Annotated in this window: 24 protein-coding genes and 1 tRNA gene; 19 read left to right on the top strand and 6 right to left on the bottom strand. The window is 61.3% G+C overall.

What is annotated here, in order from left to right:
* Positions 1 to 272: 272 nt before the first annotated feature.
* From J5286_RS12115 to J5286_RS12130, 4 genes are all read left to right on the top strand, one after another.
* Positions 273 to 2,168, top strand: a complete 1,896-nt coding sequence (locus tag J5286_RS12115) for an LTA synthase family protein (protein ID WP_245205902.1) — start codon at positions 273 to 275, stop codon at positions 2,166 to 2,168.
* 87 nt (positions 2,169 to 2,255) lie between these two features.
* Positions 2,256 to 2,780, top strand: a complete 525-nt coding sequence (locus tag J5286_RS12120; RefSeq protein WP_209190538.1) for a DUF1003 domain-containing protein — start codon at positions 2,256 to 2,258, stop codon at positions 2,778 to 2,780.
* 173 nt (positions 2,781 to 2,953) lie between these two features.
* Entirely contained in the window at positions 2,954 to 3,376 is a 423-nt protein-coding gene (locus tag J5286_RS12125; RefSeq protein ID WP_209190539.1) for a TadE/TadG family type IV pilus assembly protein, read from the top strand.
* Between the two features lie 8 nt (positions 3,377 to 3,384).
* Positions 3,385 to 5,112: a pilus assembly protein TadG-related protein gene (locus J5286_RS12130; RefSeq protein WP_209190540.1), complete on the top strand. Its 1,728-nt coding sequence runs from the start codon at positions 3,385 to 3,387 to the stop codon at positions 5,110 to 5,112.
* Positions 5,113 to 5,169: 57 nt separating this feature from the next.
* Here J5286_RS12130 and J5286_RS12135 read toward each other — a convergent pair whose 3' ends face one another.
* Positions 5,170 to 6,543, bottom strand: coding sequence for a class II 3-deoxy-7-phosphoheptulonate synthase (locus J5286_RS12135; RefSeq protein WP_018902356.1), 1,374 nt, complete (start codon positions 6,541 to 6,543; stop codon positions 5,170 to 5,172).
* 330 nt (positions 6,544 to 6,873) lie between these two features.
* On the opposite strand from J5286_RS12135, the gene J5286_RS12140 reads away from it, so the two are divergent.
* A complete protein-coding gene (locus J5286_RS12140; RefSeq protein WP_209190541.1) occupies positions 6,874 to 8,154 on the top strand; it encodes a pilus assembly protein TadG-related protein in 1,281 nt (426 codons plus the stop codon).
* A 27-nt stretch (positions 8,155 to 8,181) separates the two neighbouring features.
* Here J5286_RS12140 and gor read toward each other — a convergent pair whose 3' ends face one another.
* From gor to rpiA, 3 genes are all read right to left on the bottom strand, one after another.
* Positions 8,182 to 9,567, bottom strand: coding sequence for a glutathione-disulfide reductase (gene gor / locus J5286_RS12145; protein ID WP_209190542.1), 1,386 nt, complete (start codon positions 9,565 to 9,567; stop codon positions 8,182 to 8,184).
* Positions 9,568 to 9,698: 131 nt separating this feature from the next.
* Positions 9,699 to 10,262 (bottom strand): DUF2059 domain-containing protein, encoded by a 564-nt coding sequence (locus tag J5286_RS12150; RefSeq protein WP_111565049.1) that lies wholly within the window; start codon positions 10,260 to 10,262, stop codon positions 9,699 to 9,701.
* Positions 10,263 to 10,277: 15 nt separating this feature from the next.
* Positions 10,278 to 10,976, bottom strand: coding sequence for a ribose-5-phosphate isomerase RpiA (gene rpiA, locus J5286_RS12155; protein ID WP_209190543.1), 699 nt, complete (start codon positions 10,974 to 10,976; stop codon positions 10,278 to 10,280).
* 210 nt (positions 10,977 to 11,186) lie between these two features.
* On the opposite strand from rpiA, the gene J5286_RS12160 reads away from it, so the two are divergent.
* The gene (locus J5286_RS12160; RefSeq protein WP_209190544.1) at positions 11,187 to 11,882 is read left to right on the top strand and encodes an HAD family hydrolase; all 696 of its coding nucleotides are present in this window, start codon (positions 11,187 to 11,189) and stop codon (positions 11,880 to 11,882) included.
* Between the two features lie 267 nt (positions 11,883 to 12,149).
* On the top strand, positions 12,150 to 12,518 hold the full coding sequence (locus tag J5286_RS12165; protein ID WP_209190545.1) for a hypothetical protein: 369 nt from the start codon (positions 12,150 to 12,152) through the stop codon (positions 12,516 to 12,518).
* A gap of 69 nt (positions 12,519 to 12,587) precedes the next feature.
* Here J5286_RS12165 and lipB read toward each other — a convergent pair whose 3' ends face one another.
* Positions 12,588 to 13,304 carry a lipoyl(octanoyl) transferase LipB gene (gene lipB, locus J5286_RS12170; protein WP_209190546.1) on the bottom strand — a complete coding sequence of 239 codons (717 nt, stop codon included), beginning with the start codon at positions 13,302 to 13,304 and terminating at the stop codon, positions 12,588 to 12,590.
* Between the two features lie 178 nt (positions 13,305 to 13,482).
* Here lipB and J5286_RS12175 point away from each other — a divergent pair.
* The 12 genes from J5286_RS12175 (at position 13,483) to fghA (ending at position 23,366) form a co-directional block, all read left to right on the top strand.
* Positions 13,483 to 13,567 (top strand) — tRNA-Leu (locus tag J5286_RS12175).
* Positions 13,568 to 13,700: 133 nt separating this feature from the next.
* On the top strand, positions 13,701 to 14,627 hold the full coding sequence (locus tag J5286_RS12180) for a DMT family transporter (protein WP_209190547.1): 927 nt from the start codon (positions 13,701 to 13,703) through the stop codon (positions 14,625 to 14,627).
* Between the two features lie 96 nt (positions 14,628 to 14,723).
* Positions 14,724 to 15,431 carry a hypothetical protein gene (locus J5286_RS12185; protein ID WP_209190548.1) on the top strand — a complete coding sequence of 236 codons (708 nt, stop codon included), beginning with the start codon at positions 14,724 to 14,726 and terminating at the stop codon, positions 15,429 to 15,431.
* Positions 15,432 to 15,521: 90 nt separating this feature from the next.
* The gene (locus J5286_RS12190) at positions 15,522 to 17,531 is read left to right on the top strand and encodes an acetyl-CoA carboxylase biotin carboxylase subunit (protein ID WP_209190549.1); all 2,010 of its coding nucleotides are present in this window, start codon (positions 15,522 to 15,524) and stop codon (positions 17,529 to 17,531) included.
* Between the two features lie 100 nt (positions 17,532 to 17,631).
* Positions 17,632 to 18,903: a zinc metalloprotease gene (locus J5286_RS12195; RefSeq protein WP_209190550.1), complete on the top strand. Its 1,272-nt coding sequence runs from the start codon at positions 17,632 to 17,634 to the stop codon at positions 18,901 to 18,903.
* 134 nt (positions 18,904 to 19,037) lie between these two features.
* Positions 19,038 to 20,165, top strand: a complete 1,128-nt coding sequence (locus J5286_RS12200) for an S-(hydroxymethyl)glutathione dehydrogenase/class III alcohol dehydrogenase (RefSeq protein ID WP_113199410.1) — start codon at positions 19,038 to 19,040, stop codon at positions 20,163 to 20,165.
* Complete coding sequence (locus J5286_RS12205) at positions 20,165 to 20,626, top strand: GNAT family N-acetyltransferase (RefSeq protein WP_449090059.1); 462 nt, start codon at positions 20,165 to 20,167, stop codon at positions 20,624 to 20,626. The genes J5286_RS12200 and J5286_RS12205 overlap by 1 nt, the downstream gene beginning before the upstream one ends.
* A gap of 44 nt (positions 20,627 to 20,670) precedes the next feature.
* The gene (locus J5286_RS12210) at positions 20,671 to 20,958 is read left to right on the top strand and encodes a BrnT family toxin (RefSeq protein ID WP_209190552.1); all 288 of its coding nucleotides are present in this window, start codon (positions 20,671 to 20,673) and stop codon (positions 20,956 to 20,958) included.
* Positions 20,924 to 21,187, top strand: coding sequence for a BrnA antitoxin family protein (locus tag J5286_RS12215; RefSeq protein WP_047512030.1), 264 nt, complete (start codon positions 20,924 to 20,926; stop codon positions 21,185 to 21,187). Before J5286_RS12210 ends, J5286_RS12215 begins: the two co-directional genes overlap by 35 nt.
* Before the next feature lie 125 nt (positions 21,188 to 21,312).
* Entirely contained in the window at positions 21,313 to 21,891 is a 579-nt protein-coding gene (gfa, locus tag J5286_RS12220; RefSeq protein WP_209190553.1) for an S-(hydroxymethyl)glutathione synthase, read from the top strand.
* A gap of 172 nt (positions 21,892 to 22,063) precedes the next feature.
* On the top strand, positions 22,064 to 22,531 hold the full coding sequence (locus tag J5286_RS12225) for a YaiI/YqxD family protein (protein ID WP_112534347.1): 468 nt from the start codon (positions 22,064 to 22,066) through the stop codon (positions 22,529 to 22,531).
* 1 nt (position 22,532) lies between these two features.
* Positions 22,533 to 23,366: an S-formylglutathione hydrolase gene (gene fghA, locus J5286_RS12230; protein WP_209190554.1), complete on the top strand. Its 834-nt coding sequence runs from the start codon at positions 22,533 to 22,535 to the stop codon at positions 23,364 to 23,366.
* 96 nt (positions 23,367 to 23,462) lie between these two features.
* Here fghA and J5286_RS12235 read toward each other — a convergent pair whose 3' ends face one another.
* Complete coding sequence (locus tag J5286_RS12235) at positions 23,463 to 23,855, bottom strand: DoxX family protein (RefSeq protein WP_209190555.1); 393 nt, start codon at positions 23,853 to 23,855, stop codon at positions 23,463 to 23,465.
* Positions 23,856 to 23,906: the final 51 nt, after the last annotated feature.

Consider the following 23,906-nt stretch of genomic DNA (forward strand, 5'->3'; position numbering starts at 1 on the left):
CAAACTCTCCTCTGACGCGAACATATCCATGACCTACGACAGCGAAATAAGGCACGCAAGGATCGCCCGCGCGCGGCAATAGGAGGCTCCATCCGGAGCCTACGCGAAATGAGGCAACCGGCTGCCGAAAGTTTGTGATCAAAAAAGCGTTAAGGCCAGGAAACAACCATGGTTCATCTAGCGTTCATGACAAAGATGTGACAGTTGCATGACGTTATGATGACACCGGAGTTCCGCCATTGATCGCGCAAGTTTTTAGGTCCGGAGCGGCAATGCGCGAGGCGGCGCTCTATGGTGGCGTTGGCGCGGATACCCGCCCCTCCATCCTACGCGGCGCAATTGCAGTCGCCCTGACGGCGGTGATGGCGTTGCTTGCGACCTTCTCGGTCGAAGTGATCGCGCGCGGCGGTGCAACCGACGTGGGCGCCTTTCTGTCTTCGACGGCCCGCCCTGGCATGACCACGGTCGTCATGCTGACCATCGTGATGCTCTGCGTCGATGCTATCCTCGGCCGCCGTTTCCTCTCTGCACTGGTCGTCCTGCCGCTCGTCCTCGTCCCTGCGCTCGTCTCCAATCAGAAGCAGCACTATCTCTCCGATCCGCTCTATCCCTCCGACATGCTGTTCGGCCGCCAGATTCTCGAATTGTTGCCCGTCATGGTCCGCGACCGCCCGATGACGGCTATCGCGGTTGCCGTCGGAATCCTTCTCTCCGTCACCGGCCTTGTGTTGGCATGGCGCTACGCCTGGCGCCGCCTGCCGAAGATGGCGCGCCGCAACCGTATCCGTAATCTCTGCCTGACTGTTCCAGTCATCGCCGCCTTCGGCTCGCTGATGGATTACTCGCAATACTCCTACATCCGCGACCGCCTTCAGGTCGTGCCGATGATGTGGGACCAGAAAGAGAACTACCGCAGCAACGGCTTCATCCTCGCCTTCATCTTCAACATCCCGATGGCCGACGTCGCCTCGCCCGCCGGCCTCAATGCGCAGGCGCTTGACGCCATTCCCTCGCGCAATTACGGCTATCTCAGCGGTCCGAGCGACAAGCCCGACGTCATCATGCTGATGAGCGAATCCTTCTGGGATCCGACGCGCCTGAAGACGCTGAAATTCTCCGAAGACCCGATGCCGGCCATCCGCGCGGCACAGTCCGGCCACGTCTTCTCGCCCGAATTCGGCGGCATGACAGCCAATGTCGAGTTCGAGGCGCTGACCGGCTTCTCGAATGCCTTCCTGCCCTATGGCAGCATTCCCTACCAGCAGTATATCCGCAACGATATCCCGTCGCTTGCCACCTTCTTCCGCGGCGAAGGCTATGCGGCCCGTGCGCTGCATCCGTTCAGCGGCTGGTTCTGGAACCGCAACGAGGTCTACAAGGATTTCGGCTTCGAGGAATTCCGCACCGAAGAAACCATGCCGACCATGGAAAAGCGCGGCATTTTCGCGTCCGACGACAGCCTTATGAAAGAGATCATGCAGGAAGCCGACGGGCTCGACCGGCCCTTCTTCTTCTTCGCGGTCACTCTGCAGGGACATGGTCCGTATGAGGCCAACCGCTACGCCAACAACACGGTCGACTTCACCGGCAATCTGACCGACGCCGACCGCGCCACGCTCGCCACATATACGCAGGGCGTGAAGGAAGCTGACGAAAGCTTCAAGATGTTGACCGAGTGGGCATCCAAGCGTGACCGCGAGACGATCATCGTTCTGTGGGGCGACCATCTGCCGCCGCTCGGCAGCGTCTACACCAACACCGGCTACATGCCCGACCAGGTCGCCACCCGCCGCGCCTCCGTTAGCGTGATGAAGCAGGAGCACGAGACGCCGCTGGTCATCTGGTCGAACCGCAAGGGCGTCAAGCAAAATGTCGGCACCATCAGCCCGTCGCAGCTGCCCTATCACGTGCTGAAATTCGCGGGCTACGAGCACCCGTTCTATACCGGCTTCCTTGGCCGCGTGCAGAAGAAGTACCCGATCGTCGACCGCTATCAGCTGATCACCCGCGACAACACCGCCTCGCCGGATTGGGTTCGCGACGCCAAGACCATCGATCCGCTGGTCCGCGACTACCGCTATCTCCAGCACGATGTGATGTTCGGCAAGGCGCAGACCGTCGAGCGCTTCTTCCCGCAGCATTCCTGGCTGCGAGCCGAGGGCTCCTGAGCACGGCAGACATGCACGTTGCCGCATTGCATTCCTGGCGCAGAACGGAATACTCCCCGCCAACATAAGTTGATCGGGAGTCGCGCCATGAACAATCTCTCCAGTTTCGTCCACCTGCATTTCGACAAGTCCGCCAACGAGCTCGGCGACATCGAAAAGCGCGTGCTGGAAAAGGCGCATGCGCGCAAGATCATCTCGACGGATATCAATGCCGCGCTGAAAGCCGAATCGTCCTTCGGCGAGCGGATGGCGGATAGCATCGCCCGCGTCGGCGGCTCCTGGGCCTTCATCACCACCTTCCTGGTCTTCCTGGCCGTCTGGTGCGTCATCAACACCGTCATCCTTTCGACCCGCGCCTTCGACCCCTACCCCTTCATCTTCCTCAATCTCGTCCTCTCCATGATCGCCGCCATCCAGGCGCCGATCATCATGATGTCGCAAAACCGCCAGGCCGAGCGCGACCGCTTCGAGGCTGCCAAGGACTACGAAGTCAACCTGAAGGCCGAGCTGGAAGTGCTGTCTCTGCACCAGAAGATCGACATGCAGGTGATGACCGAGATCGCCGCACTGCGCGAGGATATCGCCAGATTGACCCAGAAGCTCGGCAACTGATCCTGGGCCGGCGAACAGATTAGCCGGCCACAGGAATAGCGCGCCATTTCCGTACACCCTGATATCTTGCAGGTACACGCATGGGGTTTATTAGGTAAGCAAAAATTAAGACGGTTAAATGTATCCTTCGGTTGTCTTCGCTGCGGCGTTGGCCATTGCAAGGAGTGCAGTGCATGAGAAATGCCCGACGTCTTCTCGCCGACCGGCAGGGTGCGGCCGCGATCGAGTTCGCAATCGTTGCACCGGTCTTCCTGCTCGTTCTTCTCACCCTGATCGCCTATGGCATTTACCTGAGCGCCGCGCATGCGCTGCAGCAGCTGACGGCGGATGCCGCACGCACGGCGGTGGCCGGCCTTTCCGAGCAGGAACGCGCCCAGCTGGTAAACAATTACATCGCGCTCTCGACCCTCAACGATCCCCTGATCGACCGCAAGAAACTCCAGGTCACCGTCGCCACCGACCCCACGAACGCCAATCAGTTCACGGTCACGACGGAGTATGACGCCAGCGCCCTACCGATCTGGAATCTCTACACATTCCCGCTTCCGGACACAAAGATCCGCCGCTTCGCCACGATCCGCATGGGTGGTATATGAAAGCAGGCATGAGGCGATATCTGGCGGGTTTCAGCACCCGCCGGGATGGCAACATCGCGATTATGGCGGCGCTGTCGGCGCCGTTGATCATTTCCACGCTTGCGCTCGGGATCGATTTCGGCGCGATGACGCTGCAGCAGCGCCGCCTGCAGCAGTTGAGCGATATCGGCGCCATCGTCGCCGCCTCCGACATCAACAACGCCGCCAGCAACCTGGTCACGAACTACCAGCAGAACGGCCTCAACGTCGCCGTAAAGTCAGGCGTGGCTTACGCAACATCGTCTGGAACGAAGCTGCTTAACGCCGCCCAGCTCGATACCTACGACGCCGTCGTCAAATACACGCCAGGGATTTATCTGGCCGACCCCACTGTGCCGCTGGAGCAGCGTTTCGTGGCCGGAACCCAGCCCTATGATGCCGTCAAGGTTGCGATCCAGCAGAAGGCGCAGTTGACCTTCGCCGCCTCCATCATCCCGCCCCCGACGCTCGGCGCGACCGGAACCGCATCCGCCTCCAAGCTCGCCGCCTTCTCCGTCGGCTCGCGTCTCGCCAGCCTCAACGGCGGCATCCTCAACGCCGTGCTCGGCGGCCTGCTTGGCACCACGGTCTCGCTCAAGGTGGCCGATTACGATGCGCTCGCCGCCGCCAATATCGACCTATTGTCCTATCTCGATCTTCTCGCGACCAAGCTGAACGTCACCGCCGGCACCTATGACGACCTGCTGGCGACCGACATCTCCTATCCGCGCCTGCTCGACACGCTGGCCGCCACGCAAGGGCTGACACCAACCGTCAGCAAGGCGATCACCTCGCTCTCCAAGGGGCTCGGCACCACGCAGATCAAGGTCAAGCTGCAGAACCTCATGAGCCTCGGTTCCGTCGGCGAGCGGATGATCGGCTCCGGCTCGCACCTGCTGCTTGAGGCAAGCGCGCTCGACATCATCTCGGCCAGCGCCTTCGCCGCCAACCAGGGCAAGCAGGTCGGCGTCAATCTCGCCGGCACCGTCCCGGGGCTGACCAGCGTCACGCTGAAAATCGCGATCGGCGAGCGCCCCAAGGGCATCGCCTCCAACGCCATCGGCACCACGGGATCGGCCGTCCGCACTGCGCAGATCCGCATTGCCATCGAAGCCGGCGTCACGGGGCTCAGCACCATCGCCGGCATCAAGGTTCGCGTGCCGCTGTATGTCGAGGCTGCCTATGCCGAAGCCAAGCTCGCAAGCTTCGCCTGCCTCGGCGGCGGCCCGAAGAGCGCCAGCATCGGCGTCGATGTCGTGCCAGGGGTCGCCGAGATCGCGCTCGGCGATGTCGATCCGACCGCTATGGCCAATTTCGGCACCAAGCCGCGCGTCACATCAGCCACCATCATCGACGCCCTGCTCCTCAAGGTGAACGCGCTGGCCGATATCGACCTCACCAACACCAGCAAGACGCGCCTGACATTCCAGCCCAACGACATCTCCAACAAGGCGGTCAAGAATGTCTCGACAAGAGACACGCTCACGTCAGCCGTCCAGTCGCTGATCGCCGGCACCGATATCCAGATCCAGCTGCTGATCCTGACGCTCGGAACCAACAAGGCGGTGATGCAGGCGATCGCCGATACGCTGTCGAGCGTCACCACGCCTCTCGACGACGTGCTCTACAACACCCTGCTGATGCTCGGGATCAAGATCGGCGAGGCCGACGTGCGCTTCACCGATGCCAGGTGCCAGCAATCCGTGCTGGTGCAATGAAAAAGCCCGGCGCGATGGCCGGGCTCATTCAATTCAGTCTAAGCAGGCGATCAGCAATTAGCCGTTGACGGCCATCCGCTTCTCGTCGCGACCGCTCTTCATCCGCTCGGAGAGCAGGAAGGCGAGCTCGAGCGCCTGATCGGCATTGAGACGCGGGTCGCAATGCGTGTGGTAGCGGTCGTGCAGGTCTTCCGCGGTCACGGCGCGCGCGCCACCCGTGCATTCGGTCACGTCCTTGCCGGTCATCTCGATGTGGATGCCGCCAGGATGCGAGCCTTCCGCACGATGGATCTGGAAGAAGCTTTCGACTTCCGACAGGATCCGCTCGAAGGGCCGCGTCTTGTAGTGGTTGAGCGTGATCGTGTTGCCGTGCATCGGATCGCAAGACCAGACGACCTTGCGGCCTTCCTTCTCGACAGCGCGGATGAGGCGCGGCAGATGCTCGGCGACCTTGTCATGGCCGAAGCGGCAGATCAGCGTCAAACGACCGGCTTCGTTCTGAGGGTTCAGAACGTCGATCAGGTTCAACAGATCGTCCGCCTGTAGCGTCGGGCCGCACTTCAGACCGATAGGGTTCTTGATCCCACGGCAGTATTCCACATGCGCGTGATCGAGCTGGCGCGTACGGTCGCCGATCCAGATCATGTGGCCAGACGTGGCGTACCAGTCGCCCGAAGTCGAATCGACGCGCGTCAGCGCTTCTTCATAGCCGAGAAGCAGCGCTTCGTGGCTGGTGAAGAAATCGGTCTCGCGCAGGCTCGGCTGGTTCTCGGCGGTAATGCCGATCGCCTTCATGAAATCCATCGTCTCGCTGATGCGATCCGCCAGCTTGCGATAGCGCTCGCCCTGCGGGCTGTCCTTGATGAAGCCGAGCATCCACTGGTGCACGTTCTCGAGGTTGGCATAGCCGCCCATCGCGAAGGCGCGCAGCAGGTTCAGCGTCGCGGCCGACTGGCGGTAAGCCATGGCCTGGCGTTCCGGGTTCGGAATACGCGCTTCCTCGGTGAACTCGATGCCGTTGATGATATCGCCGCGGTAGCTCGGCAGCGACACGCCATCGAGCGTTTCGATGCCCGAGGAGCGCGGCTTGGCGAACTGACCGGCGATACGGCCGACCTTGACGACAGGAAGCTGCGCGCCGTAGGTCAGAACGACAGCCATCTGCAGGAAGGCGCGGAAGAAGTCGCGGATGTTGTCCGCGCCGTGTTCCGCGAAGCTCTCAGCGCAATCGCCACCCTGCAAGAGAAAGCCGTTACCTTCGGCCACATTGGCAAGATGCTTTTTCAGACGACGCGCCTCGCCTGCGAAAACGAGCGGAGGATACGACGCCAGCTGGGCTTCCGTCGCCGCAACTGCTGCCTGATCCGGATAATCCGGAACCTGCTGGATCGGTTTTTGCCGCCAACTGTTCGGAGTCCAATTCTGTGCCATCTCGTTCACCTGTCTCAGTATCCGGTACCGGCCGGATATCCCGTCTTTGAAATATGGGCGGCTTATAGCCGTTTAGCTTCATCTTGCATAGCGGGGTTCGCTGCGCTCTCGTCCGCCTCATAGCGCCATGCAATGACGCCCAATAAAGGTATTCGCGGCCGCGTTTTCAAACGCCCGTCGCGCGCTTAACGTTCGATATACCAAGACGCTTTGTATCTAATTCATGCTTGGAAGCTAAGGATCGTCCTGTTTTGACACAGCGGGGCATGACGCTTCGGCTTTTTGACGCATGAATTTTCCAACTCCCAGGATACTCCCCAGGATACCTCTATGCGCATATTTGGCCGTCTCGTCGCGGATCGATCAGGCAATTTCGGCATGATCACCGCACTGCTCACTGTTCCCTTGGTGGGCGCCGCAGGCCTTTCCGTTGATTTCTCGCACGCGCTCAGCGTCCGCGCCCAGCTTCAGGCCGCTGCCGATGCCGCCGCCGTGGGCGCGATCGCCCAAAGTTCGGATGCAGCAGCCGCCGCCATGACGATGACAGGCAACGGCCCGATCCCGATCGCCAAAACAGATGCGCACAACATCTTCTTTTCCCAGATGTCGGGCGAAACCGGCAACCTGCCGGTCGACCTCACGATCGACGTGACCAAAACGTCCAATACGCTGAATTCGACCGTCTCCTTCAGCGCAGCCGTATCTACGAGCTTCATGCAAATCCTGGGGCAGACGTCGATGAAGATCTCGGGCACCGCGACGGCGCAGTATCAGACCGCGTCCTTCATGGATTTTTACATGCTCCTCGATAACACCCCGTCCATGGGTGTGGGTGCGACTGCTGACGACGTCTCGAAGCTGCAGGCCAAGACCGGTTGCGCCTTTGCCTGCCACCAGATGGATCAGGCCAGCAACAACTATACGGCTGCCAAAAGCCTTGGCGTCAACATGCGTATCGACGTCGTGCGTAAGGCAACGCAGGCATTGACCGATACGGCAAAGAGCGAGCGTGTCACGTCCGACCAGTTCCGCATGGGCGTCTACACCTTCGGCACCAAGGCCGAAGACGCCAAGCTGACGACGATCTCCAGCCTGACATCCAACCTCACGCAGGTGAAGAGCTATACCGACGCTGTCGATCTGATGACCATTCCCTATCAGAACTACAATTCCGACCAGCTAACCAGCTTCGACAGCGCGCTCACGCAGATGAATTCGATTGTCGAGCCAGCCGGCAGCGGCAACTCGAATACCGATCGCCAGAAGATATTGTTCTTCGTCTCCGATGGCGTCGCCGATGCTTACAAGCCGTCGAGTTGCACTAAGAAGACGACAGGCGGCCGATGCCAGGAACCGATCGACACGTCTTTCTGTAAGCCGTTAAAGGATCGAGGCGTCAAGATCGCCATCCTCTACACGACCTACCTGCCGCTGCCGAGCAACAGCTGGTACAATAGCTGGATCAAGCCCTTCCAGAGCGAAATCCCGACGCGCATGTCGGATTGCGCCTCGCCGGGCCTCTATTTTGAGGTCTCGCCGACCGAAGGCATCTCCGCCGCGATGAAGGCCCTCTTCCTGAGGACCATCAGCTCGCCGAGAATCACCAGCTAGGCGGTATCACGAGCTAATAGGCGCGGATCAAACCCGCACGCCATCCTTCAACCTGTAGCTCGGCGCATACATGGTGACGAGCTCTTCGGCGGCGGTCGGATGAACCGCCATGGTCCGGTCGAAATCATCCTTGGTGCAGCCGGCCTTCAGCGTGATACCGAGCAGCTGCGCCATCTCGCCGGCGTCATGGCCGAGAATGTGGGCGCCGATAACCTTGCGGCTTGCCGCATCGACGATCAGCTTCATGATCATCTTCTCGGTCCGTCCCGACAGCGTCGCCTTCATCGGCCGGAACTGCGCGCGATAGACCTCGACGTCGCTATAGCGCTTGCCGGCCTCTTCCTCGGTCAGCCCCACCGTGCCGATCTCGGGCTGCGAGAAGACCGCGGTGGCGATCGTATCGTGATCCGGTTTCGTCGGGTTGTTCTTGTATTCGGTCTCGATGAAGCACATCGCCTCGTGGATCGCCACCGGTGTCAGCTGTACCCGGTCGGTGACATCGCCCAGCGCATAGATGTTCTCGACATTGGTGCGCGAATAATCGTCGACCACGATGGCGCCCTGCGCATTCATCTCGACGCCGGCAGCCTCAAGTCCGAGGCCATGCGTGTTCGGCACGCGGCCGATGGCGAGCATCACCACGTCGGCATTCATCGTTCCGTTGTTGAGCGTCTCGACGACCAGCCCGTCCTCGCCCTTCGCCACGCTCTTCAGCATGTCGTGGCACTGGATCTTGATGCCCTTGGCCACCATCGCCTCATGCAGGCCGCGGCGCAGGTCATGGTCGAAGCGCGACAGGATTTCCGCCCCGCGATAGACGAGCGTCGTCTCGACGCCGAGCCCATGGAAGATATTGGCGAATTCCACCGCGATATAACCGCCGCCGACGATCACGATCGAGCGTGGCAGCTCTTCGAGATGAAAAGCCTCATTGGAGGTGATGCAGAGATCATGGCCGGGCAGCGCGCCATGCAGGTTCGGCGTTCCGCCAGTCGCGATCACGATCGTCTTCGCCGTCGCCGTCTTGCCGGTGTTGACCAGCCGCACGGTATGCCGGTCGACGAGTTCGGCGCGCGTGTCGAGGATCTCGGCGTTGGCGCCCGACAGCCCCTTCTTGTAGAGCCCTTCAAGCCGTGTGATCTCGGCATCCTTTGCCGCGATCAGCTTCTTCCAGTCGAACGTGCTTTCGCCGACGGTCCAGCCGAAGCCGCCCGCATCCTCGAAATGCTCGTGATATTGCGAGGCGTAGACGAAGAGCTTCTTCGGCACGCATCCTCGAATGACGCAGGTACCGCCGTAGCGATATTCCTCTGCGATCGCCACCTTCTTGCCGAGTGCGGCCGCCACACGCGCGCTGCGCACCCCACCCGAGCCGCCACCGATGACAAAGAGGTCGTAATCATAGGCTGTCATGGGGATCTCCGGCACAAAACATCAGAAGGAAGGAATCGTCAGATGGAAGGAAGGCTTGATATAGTACTGATGTCGCCAAAAACAAAAGCCCCGGCGAACCGGGGCTTCGTTGATAAGCGATGATGCGGGCCTTACGGCTTGGCAGCAGGCTTGGCGGCCGGAGCTGCCGGATCGGTGCCGGCGCCCGGGGCCGGCTTGATCACCTTGGCAAGCTCGGTGCTGGTCGACTTCTGCAGGTCGCGGGAGATGCCCTGCGCCCAGATGTCGGCGGCCTTGACGGTTTCGCGCGAAGCGATCGGGCCGTCCTTCAGGAGCTTCTGGCCAACCGGCGAGCCGTAGAAGGCGGCGATGGCGTTGAGTTCCTCGACCGTGAACGCCTTGGCGTAGGTGACCGCGGCTTCCTTTTCGAGATCGGCACGACGCGGTGCAAGCGCCAGCGCCTGCTTGTCGACTTCAGCCGTGATCTGGTCCTGGTAGTTCGGCGAATCCTGGATCAGGTCGGCCTTCAGGCGCTCGGCGAGGCCCGGTAGGATGTTGTCGAACTGGGTGGTGGCGCCGATCGCGTCGATAGCCGCGCGGGCTGCCTTCAGCTGTTCCGGCGATGCTTCCTGCGCGTGGGCTACAGAGCCCAGGACAACACCCGAGAGAATGACGGTCGCAGCAGCAAAACGGCCAAAACCTGCAAATTTATTCATGAGTTCCAACTCCTGTTACCTTGTTGCCCGCAGCTCGCGCGCGCCCGCCGGACCGGCGATGATCGCCAGCGCGGCCATATTGAGAAAGAGCCCGTGCTCCACGACGCCGGGGATCGCATTCAACTGGGTCGAAAGCGCCTCTGCATCAGGAATACGGCCAAAAGATGCATCGATAATGTAGTGTCCGCCATCCGTGGTGAAATTGCCGTCGCCGGATTGGCGCAGCGACAACGCACCCGAAAGGCCAAGCCGAACAGCCGTCTTTTCGATCGCGATGCGCGTCGAAACGAGGCCGAACATGTTGACTTCGATCGGCAACGGGAAGGCGCCGAGCGTATCGACCAACTTGCTCTCGTCGGCAATCACGATCATGCGGCCGGATGTTGCGGCAACGATCTTCTCGCGCAGCAGGGCCCCGCCGCCGCCCTTGATCAACCCGAGCGCGGCATCGACCTCGTCGGCGCCGTCGATTGTCAGATCCAGTTCCGGCAGTTCGTCGAGCGATTTCAGGGGAACGCCGAGCTCGACGCAAAGCCGCGCCGTGCGCTCCGATGTCGGAACGCCCTCGACCTTGAAACCGTCTGCGACCTTCTCGGCAAGCAACCGCACGAATTCCTCGGCCGTGCTTCCGGTTCCGATCCCGAGACGCATCCCATGCTCGACATGGGCGAGTGCCGCAGCCGCGGCCTTGATCTTCATTTCGCGGGCGTCCATGCGCCGCTTACTCCCAGTGTTACGTTACGCATTGTTACGTTGGTTGCGTTGTTTACACGGCCCGCCAGTCAAACGAAAGCCAAAATAATGTCGCGCTTTCGAAATCCGAAGCACACTGCGAAAGCCTGCTCCACCGGCCCAAAGCGTTGCTTTTGCGGCCTTCATCGCTTAACTCGGATGCATCCCAACACTGAACAGGCGAAAACTCCATTGACCCCTGCCCTTGTCGTCTTCGATCTCGACGGAACCCTCCTCGACACCCATGTCGACCTTGTCGACAGCCTCAATTACACGATCGCAGCACTCGATCTTGCGCCGGTCACCTATGACGACCTGACGCATCTGGTCGGCCATGGCGCCAAGGTGATGATCGAAAGGGCCTGCAAGCTGCAGGGGCACCCGCTGGAGCCCGAGAAATTTCCTGATCTGCTCGAGCGCTTCATCACGCATTACACGGACAACATGCCGGGCGCGACGGCCCCCTATCCGGGACTGATCGACGCGATGGATCAGTTGAAGGCCAAGGGATACAAGCTCGCGGTCTGCACCAACAAGCTGGAGGGCCTTGCCCGCACCCTCTTGGAGCGGCTGCAGCTTACCCATTATTTCGACGCCATCACCGGCGGCGACACATTCGCGGTGCGCAAACCCGATGCCGGCCATCTGCTCGGCACGATCGAAAAGGTCGGCGGCGACCCGAAACGCTCGATCATGATCGGCGACAGCGCCAACGACATCCTCGTCGCCCGCAATGCCGCCATCCCCTCGATCGCGGTGCCCTTCGGCTATTCTGACGTCCCGATCGAAAGCCTGCAGCCGACGCGGATCATCAAGGCGTTCAGCGAGCTTACACCTGCGCTGGTGGACGAGCTGATCGGCGCGGCAGACCTGCGCAACGCTGGCTAACATTTTCTGTCAAAACAGGGTTGTTTTGGCAGAAAACATCATCTCTCGATTGCCGATATGGTGCCGCGTCACTCGCTGGTTTAGCGAATCGCTTGGCCAATCAAATGGCGATCAAACGCAGTCGCGCCGCCGTGATTTCATGTGAAAAAACGTGCACCCGACCGCCGGATACTGTTCACAATCCGGCCTCAATTGAGGCGCGAAGTTGCTCTTGCCGAGGGTAATGGACGTCACATTGTGTGCAACAATGGATTGAGGAGATCTGATATGCGCATTCAATTTGCAGCAGCCGCAGCCGTGCTTACCCTCTGCCTTTCCGGCGCCGCTTTCGCCCAGCCGATGTATTCGAACGACTACAATAACGACAGCGATGGATTCGCCCCCGTTAAAGTTGCTCCGCCGAAGCCCATACATTACACGCAGCACAAGGCGCCGGAATATTCCAACGACTATACGACGGACAGCGACGGCTTCGCTCCCGTTCGCGTCGCACCGCCGGTCGACAAGATGGCGACGGCAAGCATCAAGCCACTCCCCCCATGCGCTGACTCGCCTAGAGGTCACGGCCTGCATACGGCAGGTGGTGACGGCGGCGCCTCGCATACCGATGCCTGCCGCGACGTCGGCATCAAGTAGACGCGAAAAAGCGAAAGGGCCGGATTACCACCGGCCCTTTCTGCATATTGGCTTCGTCCGATGACGCGCTCAGCCGTTCACCGTCTCACCGAAGACCGATTCGAACGCTTCGCGCAGCAGCACATCCACATCATCCATCGTCACCGGCAGGCCGAGATCGACAAGGCTTGTGACCCCATAAGCAGAGATTCCGCAGGGAACGATTCCTCCGAAATGATCGAGATCGGGTTCGACATTGAGCGACAGCCCGTGAAACGTCACCCATTTGCGCAAGCGGATGCCGAGTGCCGCGATCTTGTCTTCCGCCACCGTCCCATCGGGCAGCGGCGGCCTGTCGGGGCGACAGACCCATACGCCGACGCGATCCTCGCGCCGCTCGCCGCGCACGTTCATCTCACCAAGCGTGCGAATGATCACCTCTTCTAGCGCCGCCACGAAGGCGCGAACATCCTGGCGGCGGCGTTTCAGGTCGAGCATCACATAGGCGACCCGCTGGCCGGGCCCATGATAGGTGTATTCTCCGCCGCGCCCGGTGGCATGAACCGGGAAGCGGTCAGGCTGCACCAGATCGCGTGCATCGGCGCTGGTTCCGGCCGTGTAGAGCGGCGGATGTTCCAGCAGCCACACCAGTTCGTCACCGCCCTCGGCAATCGCTGCCACTTCCTGCTCCATGATATCCACAGCCTCCTGATAGGGCACCAGCCCATTGGAGATCCGCCAGCGCACCGGGCGCGAGCCGGCCTGTGGAAACATGGAAAAATCGAGGTCCGTTCGTAACATAGCCATTCCTTGCGGCCCGCAGCGCCTGTGATCGCGGGCTTTTTCGAGCATCTATATGGCTCCGAATTGCTGCCTTTACAAACGCTGTCACCTTCTTTGAAAAAATCTGTCACATGGCCCTTGTGTCCCGAAAAACCTTTTGCTACATGCTGCGTCGCCGGCACAAACCGGCACCTACCACGATGCGGTCGTGGCGGAATTGGTAGACGCGCAGCGTTGAGGTCGCTGTGGGGCAACCCGTGGAAGTTCGAGTCTTCTCGACCGCACCATCTCTCTCCTAAGGAGTGAGACCAGCCAGAGCAACTGGCTCCCGACGACGCGATATGTCGTACGCGGCATCTCTTAACGAGAGATTTTATTGTCTATAACGGCTGGATCCCAGCCCAATGAAATTTCTCGAAGATGTCCGATAAAACCGACCTGCACAATCCTCTGCAAGGCATGGCGCTGATGGCCGGCGCGATGATCGTCCTCCCCGCCATGGATGCCATCGCCAAGTACATGGCGACGTTCGAGGGCATGTCGCCCGGTCAGGTCACCTTCTACCGATTCTTTTTCCAGCTTCTGTGCACGCTGCCGATTCTCTTTATGATGTTCGGCTGGGACGCGCTGTCGGCCAAGCGCCCCTGGATGAATCTGCTGCGCGGCGCGCTGCATGGGGCGGCGGGTCTCCTGTTTTTTGTCGCGGTCAAATACATGCCGCTCGCCGACGTCTTCGCCATCTATTTCGTCGAGCCCTTCATGCTCGCCGGCCTTTCGGCGCTTTTTCTGGGCGACAAGGTCGGCTGGCGGCGTTGGACGGCGATCGTGGTGGGCTTCGGCGGCGCAATGATCGTCATTCAGCCGAGCTATGAGGTCTTCGGCCTCAAGGCGCTGCTGCCCGTCTGCTGCGCCTTCCTGTTCTCTCTCTATCTTTTCCTCAACCGCGCCATCGGCAATGCCGATTCGCCTTTGACGATGCAGACCATGGCCGGCATCGGCGGCACGCTCTTCATGTCCGCTGCGCTCATCGTCGGAAACGGCATGGGCGTCAGCGATTTCGACGTCTCGCTCCCGACATCGATTCTCGGCCTCGTATTGCTTCTGATTCTCGGCTCGCTCTCCGGCTACGTGCACATGATCGTCGTCCGGGCTTTCCGCATGGCGCCGCTCTCGCTTCTGGCGCCGTTCCAGTATTTCGAGATCATCTCCGCCACCATCTTGGGCTACGCCCTGTTCGGCGATTTCCCGAACTTCTCCAAATGGGTGGGAATCATGATCATCGTCGCCTCCGGCCTCTTCATTATCTGGCGTGAACGGGTGCAGGCACGGGCCGCCAAACAGGCCTGAACCGTAAACGCCTTGTTAACTCCGCCTATTGAGAGAACATCAATTCGCTGGCGCTAGAAGAATCTTCGGCTTCATGATGAGGCCTGGAGAGAAAAGATGAGCGAAATTCGACTCGCTTTTCCGGCATGTGTCATCGCCGGAAAGCATCGACTTGGCGTGGAGGATATCGATCTTCTGCGCAGACACAGTTTTCCCGAGGGAATCAGGACCGCCGACGACGTCGTCGTCATGCTGGCATTGAACAACGCCTGCCCCGAGAAATGCCCCGAATGGAACACCTATTTCGTGGAGCAGCTCGCGGCCTTCATCGTCCACTATAACTATCCGCAAGGCTCTCTCGACGAAATCAACGTCGCCTGGCTGATGCGCATGGTCGCGACCGACGGTGTCATCCATTCGGCCGTCGAGCTGGAGCTCGTGCTCCACGTCATCGAGATTTCCGCCTACGTGCCGGACGAGCTGCGCGCGTTTGCGCTCGATCAGCTGCGCCTGGCGCTATCAGACAATCGAGGCGCCTATCACCAGAGCCGCGCCATCGATCGCCGGGGAATCACCAGGCAGGATGTGGATTACGTCATGCGCATCCTGCGTGCGCTCAGCGAAGGCGGTACCATAACGGTACAGGCGCTCACCTGGGCGGTGCTGATGCAGATCGGCGAAGAGACGCTGCCGGCGTCGAACCATCCGCGCTGGTCGCAGATCGTCTCGGCGCTCACGCTCACCGATTACGCCGAGGCGCCGCGCCGCACCCGCTGGCTTAGGATCGTTGACGACAGGCTCGGTGGCGAAGCGGCCGTCGCCTGATCGCCTCACTGTTCTCCGTGCCCTATCCGTGATTGTGCGTTCCAGTCTTTATGCTTAAGACTCGGAACGCAGGTCACGGGTGGAGTCTTCATGTTCACGAAAATTCTGATCGCCAATCGCGGCGAGATCGCTTGCCGCGTCATCAAGACGGCGCGCCGCATGGGGATTGCGACCGTCGCCGTCTATTCCGATGCCGACCGCGATGCGCTCCATGTCGAAATGGCCGATGAGGCCGTCCACATCGGCCCGGCGGCCGCCGCCGAGAGCTATCTCGTGGCCGAGAAGATCATCGCAGCCAGCAAACAGACCGGCGCCCAGGCCGTCCACCCCGGCTACGGCTTCCTCTCCGAGCGCGCCTCCTTCTGCGAAGCGCTGGAGAAAGAGGGCATCGTCTTCATCGGCCCGAAGCCCAAGGCGATCAATGCCATGGGCGACAAGATCGAATCGAAGAAATTCGCCAGCGCCGCCAATGTCTCCACCGTCCCCGGCTACCTCGGCGTCATCGAAAATGCCGGGCACGCCGAAAAGATCGCCGCCGAGATCGGCTACCCCGTTATGATCAAGGCGTCCGCCGGCGGCGGCGGCAAGGGCATGCGCATCGCCTGGACCGAGGCGGAAGTGCGCGATGGCTTTGACCGCGCCCGCTCGGAGGCGAAGAGCTCCTTCGGCGACGACCGCGTTTTCATCGAGAAATACGTGGTCGATCCCCGCCATATCGAGATCCAGCTGCTGGCCGACGCGCATGGCAATGTCGTCTATCTCGGCGAACGCGAATGCTCCATCCAGCGCCGAAACCAGAAGGTCGCCGAAGAAGCACCCTCGCCCTTCCTCGATGAGACCACCCGCGCCGCCATGGGCGAGCAGTCGGTGGCGCTCGCAAAGGCCGTGGACTACCAGAGCGCCGGCACGGTCGAATTCATCGTCGATCGTGACCGCAATTTCTACTTCCTCGAAATGAACACCCGCCTGCAGGTCGAACACCCCGTCACCGAACTCGTCACCGGCATCGATCTCGTCGAGCAGATGATCCGCGTCGCTGCGGGTGAGAAACTCCCCTTCGCGCAGGAAGACATCAAGCTCAATGGCTGGGCCGTCGAAAGCCGCATCTATGCCGAGGATCCCTACCGCAACTTCCTGCCCTCGATCGGCCGCCTGACGCGCTACCGCCCACCGCGGGAAGGCAAGGCGGGCAACGCGGTCGTCCGCAACGACACCGGCGTCTTCGAAGCCGCCGAGATCTCGATGTACTACGACCCGATGATCGCCAAGCTTTGCACCTGGGCACCGACCCGCGCTGAGGCCGTCGAGGCCATGGGCGAGGCGCTCGATGGCTTCGTGGTCGATGGCATCGAGCACAATGTCCCGTTCCTCTCCGCCCTGATGAAGCACCCGCGCTGGCGCGAAGGCCGCTTGTCGACCGGCTTCATCGCCGAGGAATATCCCGACGGCTTCGCGCCGGTGATGCCCGATGAGAGCCAACGCGCCACACTTGCCGCCATCGCTCTTTCCGCCTCGCTGATCGAAGCCAATCGCCGCGAGACCTTCGCCGACCGGCTGCGCAGCGCCACTTATCCGCTGCGCGATCACTGGTGCGTCAGGCTCGGCGACGACTATATCGACGTGCGCCTGCTCGACGGCCTCGTGACCGTTCCCTTCGAGATGGAAATGGATATCGCCGGGCAAACTTTGAGCGTCGTCACCGACTGGAGACCGGGCGAGCCGGTCTGGCGCGGCGAGGTCGGCAAGCAGCCGGTCACGGCGCAGCTCCGCCCGATCCTCAACGGCGTCCGGCTCGATTGGCAGGGCCTGTCGGTGAAATCCAAGGTGCTGACGCCGCGTCACGCCGAACTCGACCGCCTGATGCCAGTCAAGCTGCCGCCGGACACTTCCAAGCTCCTGCTCTGCCCGATGCCGGGGCTGGTCGTCTCGATCGCCGTTACCGAGGGACAGGAAGTGAAAGCCGGCGAGACGCTTGCCGTCGTCGAAGCCATGAAGATGGAGAACGTGCTGCGCGCCGAGCGCGATCTGGTGGTCGGCGTCATCAACGCCAAGCCCGGCGAAAGCCTGGCGGTGGACGCCGTCATCATGGAGTTCGCTTGACCCGTTCCGGCACACCCTGCCGTCACGTTCCGCTCCGCATTTGTTAACGCGTCGCCGCTAGTCTTTAACCCATCCGGATCCCTGCCGGATGGAGTGAATGATGAGTGTCATGCAATCCGCGCTGCTGCTGCTGTTTATCAATCTCGGCATGCTGTGGCTCCTGATGCGAATGCCCCTGGGGCTGAGAACGCTGCATGTCAGCCGCTCCTTCGATTGCACGCCGGAAACCCTCTGGAACGCCATGAACCCGATGGGTTCGAACGCAAGTTGGCACCATCAGGTGATATCGAGCCGACAGATGGAGGCGGGCGGCAATGTCGTCGAGCAGACCTACCGCTACCGGGACAGGAACGACGCCCCCACTCGCCGCCTGCTCGCGATCGAACCACTGTTGGCGCTTTCCCCGAATGCCCAAGGCTTTCAATCATCTATCGTCGATGACAGCACGCTCGACGCATCCTTCTGGAAGGATTATCGCGAGCGCCGCATCATCCGGCCCACCGTCGATGGCGGCGCCGTCTTGGAAGTCGACCAGACGGATCGCTATCGCGGCCTCGCCTTCCTGATCTTTCGCTACGTTGCACTCCGCCGCGAAATGCGGGCGCTTGATGGCTGGCTGAAGACAGGAACCTCGCAGCCGCAGGGCTATTTCGAGCACCCGCTCGTGCAGGTCGCGCTCGCCATCCTGTCGACATTGCTTTTATGGCCCTTCCTCGGCCTCACGCAGCGCGGCCTGATGATCTCGACCTTCCTCACTGTCGTGATCGCCCTGCACGAACTCGGCCACATGGCCGCTTACCGCATGTTCGGCCACACCTCGGTGCGCATGGTCTTCATTCCCTTCCTCGGCGGCATCGCCATTGGCAGCCGGCCCTACCGGTCGCTGTTCGAGGTCGCGACTTGCGCGCTGATGGGTTCGGGCATGTCGGCTTTCCTGGTACCGATCCTAGTGCTCGGCCACAGCTTCGCCGATCACGGCATCCTTCCCGCCGCCGCGGACGCACCCATCCTCGTCTTCCTCCTCATTCTCGGCGCCTTCAACCTGCTGAACCTTTTGCCGATGCAGCGCTTTGACGGTGGACAGGTCCTGCGGCAGATATTCAGAACCAAGCGCTCGCAGATCCTGGCGAGCTTTCTGGTCACGCTCTGCATTCTCTGCGTCGGCGCCGAAATCGGGCTCCCGGCCCGCTATCTCGTCGTTGGCCTCTTGATCTTTACTGTCGTCAGCGTCATCGGCGGCGGCTCCTTCAAGCCGCGGCAGAAGCTCGAGGAGATGAACGGCGGCGAGCGCATGCTGGTCTCCTTTGGCCTCTACGCCGCCATCGCCATGCATGGCTACGCCGTCATCACCGCCATCGACCGCCTGTTTTGACGCAGACGGTATAGAGACCGGCGCAAGCCGCTCATCTGACAAGGATTTTACGAAGCGGCGCGGCTTTTTCCTTGAGCCGCGCTCCTTACGCGTGCAAAAGTCCGCCCGATCAAATCAGCATATTGGAGACTACCATGGACGTTCGCGCCGCCGTTGCCGTACAGGCAGGAAAACCACTCGAAGTGATGACCGTGCAGCTCGAAGGCCCCAAGGCCGGCGAAGTGCTGATCGAGGTGAAGGCCACGGGCATCTGCCACACCGACGACTTCACGCTCTCGGGCGCCGACCCGGAAGGCCTGTTCCCGGCCATCCTCGGTCATGAAGGCGCTGGCGTTGTCGTCGACGTTGGCCCCGGCGTCACCTCGCTAAAGAAGGGCGACCACGTCATTCCGCTCTACACGCCGGAATGCCGCGAATGCTATTCCTGCACCTCGCGCAAGACCAACCTCTGCACCTCGATCCGCTCGACCCAGGGCCAGGGCGTCATGCCTGACGGCACGAGCCGCTTCTCGATCGGCAAGGACAAGATCCACCATTACATGGGCTGCTCGACCTTCGCGAACTTCACCGTTCTGCCTGAGATCGCGCTCGCCAAGATCAACCCAGACGCCCCCTTCGACAAGGTCTGCTACATCGGCTGTGGTGTCACGACCGGCATCGGCGCCGTCATCAACACCGCCAAGGTCGAGATCGGCTCCACCGCCATCGTCTTCGGCCTCGGCGGCATCGGTCTGAACGTACTGCAGGGCCTGCGCCTTGCCGGCGCCGACATGATCATCGGCGTCGACATCAACCCTGACCGCAAGGAATGGGGCGAAAAATTCGGCATGACCCACTTCGTCAACCCGAAGGAAGTCGGCGAAGACATCGTGCCCTATCTGGTCAACATGACGAAGCGCCACGGCGACCTCATCGGCGGCGCCGACTACACCTTCGACTGCACCGGCAACACCAAGGTCATGCGCCAGGCGCTGGAATCCTCGCATCGCGGCTGGGGCAAGTCTGTCATCATCGGCGTTGCCGGCGCTGGCCAGGAAATCTCCACCCGTCCGTTCCAGCTGGTCACCGGCCGCAACTGGATGGGCACCGCCTTCGGCGGCGCGCGTGGCCGCACCGACGTGCCGAAGATCGTCGACTGGTACATGGAAGGCAAGATCCAGATCGATCCGATGATCACCCACACCATGCCGCTCGAAGACATCAACAAGGGCTTCGACCTGATGCACAAAGGTGAATCGATCCGCGGCGTGGTGGTCTATTGATCACCCAGCCAAACTATACGGTCGACGCGCGGAGGCTCGATGAGCTCTCCGCCGTCGAGCTGTACGCTCTGTTAAAAATGCGCGTCGACGTCTTCGTCGTCGAGCAGAACTGCCCCTATCCGGAACTCGACGGCAAGGATGCGGATGCCCTGCATCTGCGCCTGCTGCAGGACGGCGACCTGATCGCCGCCGCCCGCATCTTCGCACCGGAAGACAAAGATACACCCGCCAAGATCGGCCGCGTCGTCGTCTCGCCTGATCATCGCGGCAAGCGCCTCGGCGACGCCGTCATGCGCGAGGCGATTTCCGTCTGCGAAGAGCGCTATCCGCAAACCCCGATCTACCTCTCCGCCCAAAGCCACCTCTCCCGCTTCTACGGCAGCCTCGGCTTCGAGCCGACCTCCAAGGAATATCTCGAGGACGGCATTCCGCACGTCGACATGGTCAGGCAGGCACGCTGACCTTCGCTTGAATGTAGATGCAATCGTAGTTACAATTGCATCTAATGTTTGAGTGGGACGACGCCAAGAATGCTGCAAACATTGCAAAACATGGCGTCAGCTTCTCGACGGCCGTGCGGATTTTCGATGGTCCCGTTCTGACCGCCGTTGACGACAGGTTCGACTACGGTGAAATCCGCGAAAACAGCATCGGCCTTGTCGATGGCATTTTGTTTCTCGTTGTGACGCACACCGATCGTAACGGCATCAAGCGTATTATTTCCGCCCGGCCCGCTAAACGAAAAGAAAGGGAGCGCTATGTCGCAGAGATACGACAAAGAACTAAGCCCTGAAGAACTGGCGGCCCTTGCCGATGAGGATATCGACACCAGCGACATCCCTGAACTCGACGACAGTTTCTGGAGCAAAGCCGAGCTTGTCGAACGCGAGGGAACGGAACAAGTTACGCTGCGGATCAAGAAATCGGTCCTGCAGTTCTATCGTAGTTCCGGAAAAGGCTATCAGACGCGCATGAACGCAGTCCTGGAATCTTACGCACGCAGCCTCAAGAAACAGCGGTAGGTTCCACGACCCACGCCAAGACACACCCACCACGCAATGCGGCACGACTTTGAAATGGCCGGCGGCTTTTTCACAAATCGGTCCTGATTTGGGAGCCATCGGCAGCTGAGGAGGAGAAGCTGAGCATGGCATATCAGTTATCGATCCACCCCGCGCTCGATGGCGGGGTCAAGAAAGGCCAGACGAATTTCGGCGGCGGCACGCTCGTCTGCGCCTGCACCAGCCGCCCGGTCAAGGTGGCGGTCAAGGGCACGGTCGCCCATAACCACGCCTGCGGCTGCACCAAGTGCTGGAAGCCGAAGGGTGCTGCCTTCTCGGTTGTCGCGGTCGCCTCGACAGACAACGTCACCGTTGTCGAAAACGGCGACAAGCTTGCCGTCGTCGACAAGGACGCGCTGATCCAGCGTCACGCCTGCAAGGAGTGCGGCGTCCACATGTACGGCCCCGTCGAGCGCGACCACGCCTTCAAGGGCCTTTCCTTCGTCCATCCCGAACGCTTCCAGGAAGCCGGCTGGCCCGAACCCACCTTCGCCGCCTTCGTCTCCTCGATCATCGAAAGCGGCACGCCACCCTCCGCGATGTCCGGCGTTCGCAACCGTCTCGGCGAACTCGGCCTTGCGCCTTACGACTGCCTGAACCCGACGCTGATGGATGTGCTGGCGACTTTCGCCGCGAAGAAAGCCGGCACGCTGAAGGAGGCGTAAGGGTCGAGCGCAGCATCGATGGAACCAGCGATGTCATCAGACGATGACGGCGCTGGTTCCGCTCGCAAATGATTGAAATATTTGGTACCAAGCGCCGCGCTCCCTTCTCGCCGCCAGGCAACGAACCGGGAGCCATCGCACGAGCGCACAGACAGGACACCGACAAACACCCATGCACCATATCTACGTTGACGCAGACGCCTGCCCGGTCAAGCCCGAGGTCCTTAAGGTCGCCGAGCGGCTCGGCATCGAAGTGACCTTCGTCGCCAATTCCGGCCTGCGCCCCTCGCGCGATCCGATGGTGCACAACGTCATCGTCTCCAATGCCTTCGACGCCGCCGACAACTGGATCGCCGAGCATGCCGGCCCGGGCGATGTCGTCGTCACAGCCGACGTGCCGCTCGCGGTGCGCTGCGTCGCGACGGGCGCATTCGTCACCGGCCCAACCGGCCGCGTCTTCGACGACACCAATATCGGCATGGCCTCCGCCATGCGCGATCTCGGCGCGCATCTGCGCGAAACAGGCGAAAGCAAGGGCTACAACGCCGCCTTCGGTCCAAAGGACCGCTCCCGTTTCCTCGAAACATTCGATCGGCTGTGCCGCCGCGCCAAGGCCGTCACGCCGCCACCAGGAGAATAGAATGAACATCATTTCCCAGGCGACCGCCTTCGGCGGCATGCAGGGCGTTTTCACGCATACGTCCGAGGCCCTGAAGTGCGACATGACCTTCGCGGTCTTCGTGCCCCCGCAGGCGATCGAAAAGCCCTGCCCGGTTCTGTGGTATCTCTCGGGCCTCACCTGCACCCACGCCAACGTCATGGAAAAGGGCGAGTATCGCCGCATGGCGGCCGAGCTTGGCCTGATCATCGTCTGCCCCGATACCAGCCCGCGCGGCAACGACGTGCCGGATGAACTGACCAACTGGCAGATGGGCAAGGGCGCCGGCTTCTATCTCGACGCCACCGAAAAGCCCTGGGCCGAAAACTACCAGATGTATACTTACATCACCGAGGAACTGCCCGCCTTTGTGCGCCCGCACTTCCGCATGGACATGGATCGCCAAGGCATTTTCGGCCATTCCATGGGCGGCCATGGCGCCATGACCATCGCGCTGAAGAACCCCAGCCGCTTCAAGAGCTGCTCGGCCTTCGCGCCGATCGTCGAGCCCTCGACGGCCGATTGGTCCGCCCCCGCCTTCGAAAAATATCTCGGCGCCGACCGCGCCACATGGCGTCAGTACGATGCCTGCGCCTTGGTCAAGGATGGCGCGCGCTTCCCGGAATTCCTGATCGACCAGGGCAAGGCCGACGGCTTCCTGGAAAACGGCCTGCGCCCCTGGCTGTTCGAAGAGGCGATCAAGGACACCGACATCAAGCTGACGCTACGCATGCACGAGCGCTACGACCACTCCTACTACTTCATCTCAACCTTCATGGACGATCACCTGAAGTGGCACGCCGAACGTCTCGGCTGATAAGGCTCCTGAAACACGATCGGCCCCCGAAGCGGCCGATCGGTCGATGCGCTCGTCCCCGGCGCATCTGAATTGTCGTCTCGGCAAACGAGCCGATTACGCGTTGCGCTTGTCGATCGCGAATGCGCCAGCACCCGCGAAGACCAGGAACAGGAAGATGAAGCAGTAGAGGATTGCTTCGGCGCCGCCGTTTACGGCAGGGAAAAAGCCGCTCGGGAAGTGCGCCATAAAGTAGGCGACAGCCATCTGGCCGGCGAGGATGAAGGCTACCGGACGGGTCAGGAAGCCGACGAGGATCGCGATGCCGCCGATGAACTCGAGCAGGGCAGCGAACAGGAACAGCGGCGACAGCGGACCGCCGGCACCCTGCGGGATCGGGAAGGCGAAAAGCTTCATCGTGCCGTGCTCGATGAAGAGCAGAGCGGTGATGATGCGGAGGGCGGCCAAGGCGTACGGCTGGTACGCGTTGAGGCGTTCGAAACGGGGCATAAAAGACTCTCCTTAGGTCATAAGACAGAGGAGCGTTAGCGATCTGGTTGA

The organism is Rhizobium sp. 16-488-2b, from assembly GCF_017741815.1.
Taxonomy (GTDB): domain Bacteria; phylum Pseudomonadota; class Alphaproteobacteria; order Rhizobiales; family Rhizobiaceae; genus Rhizobium.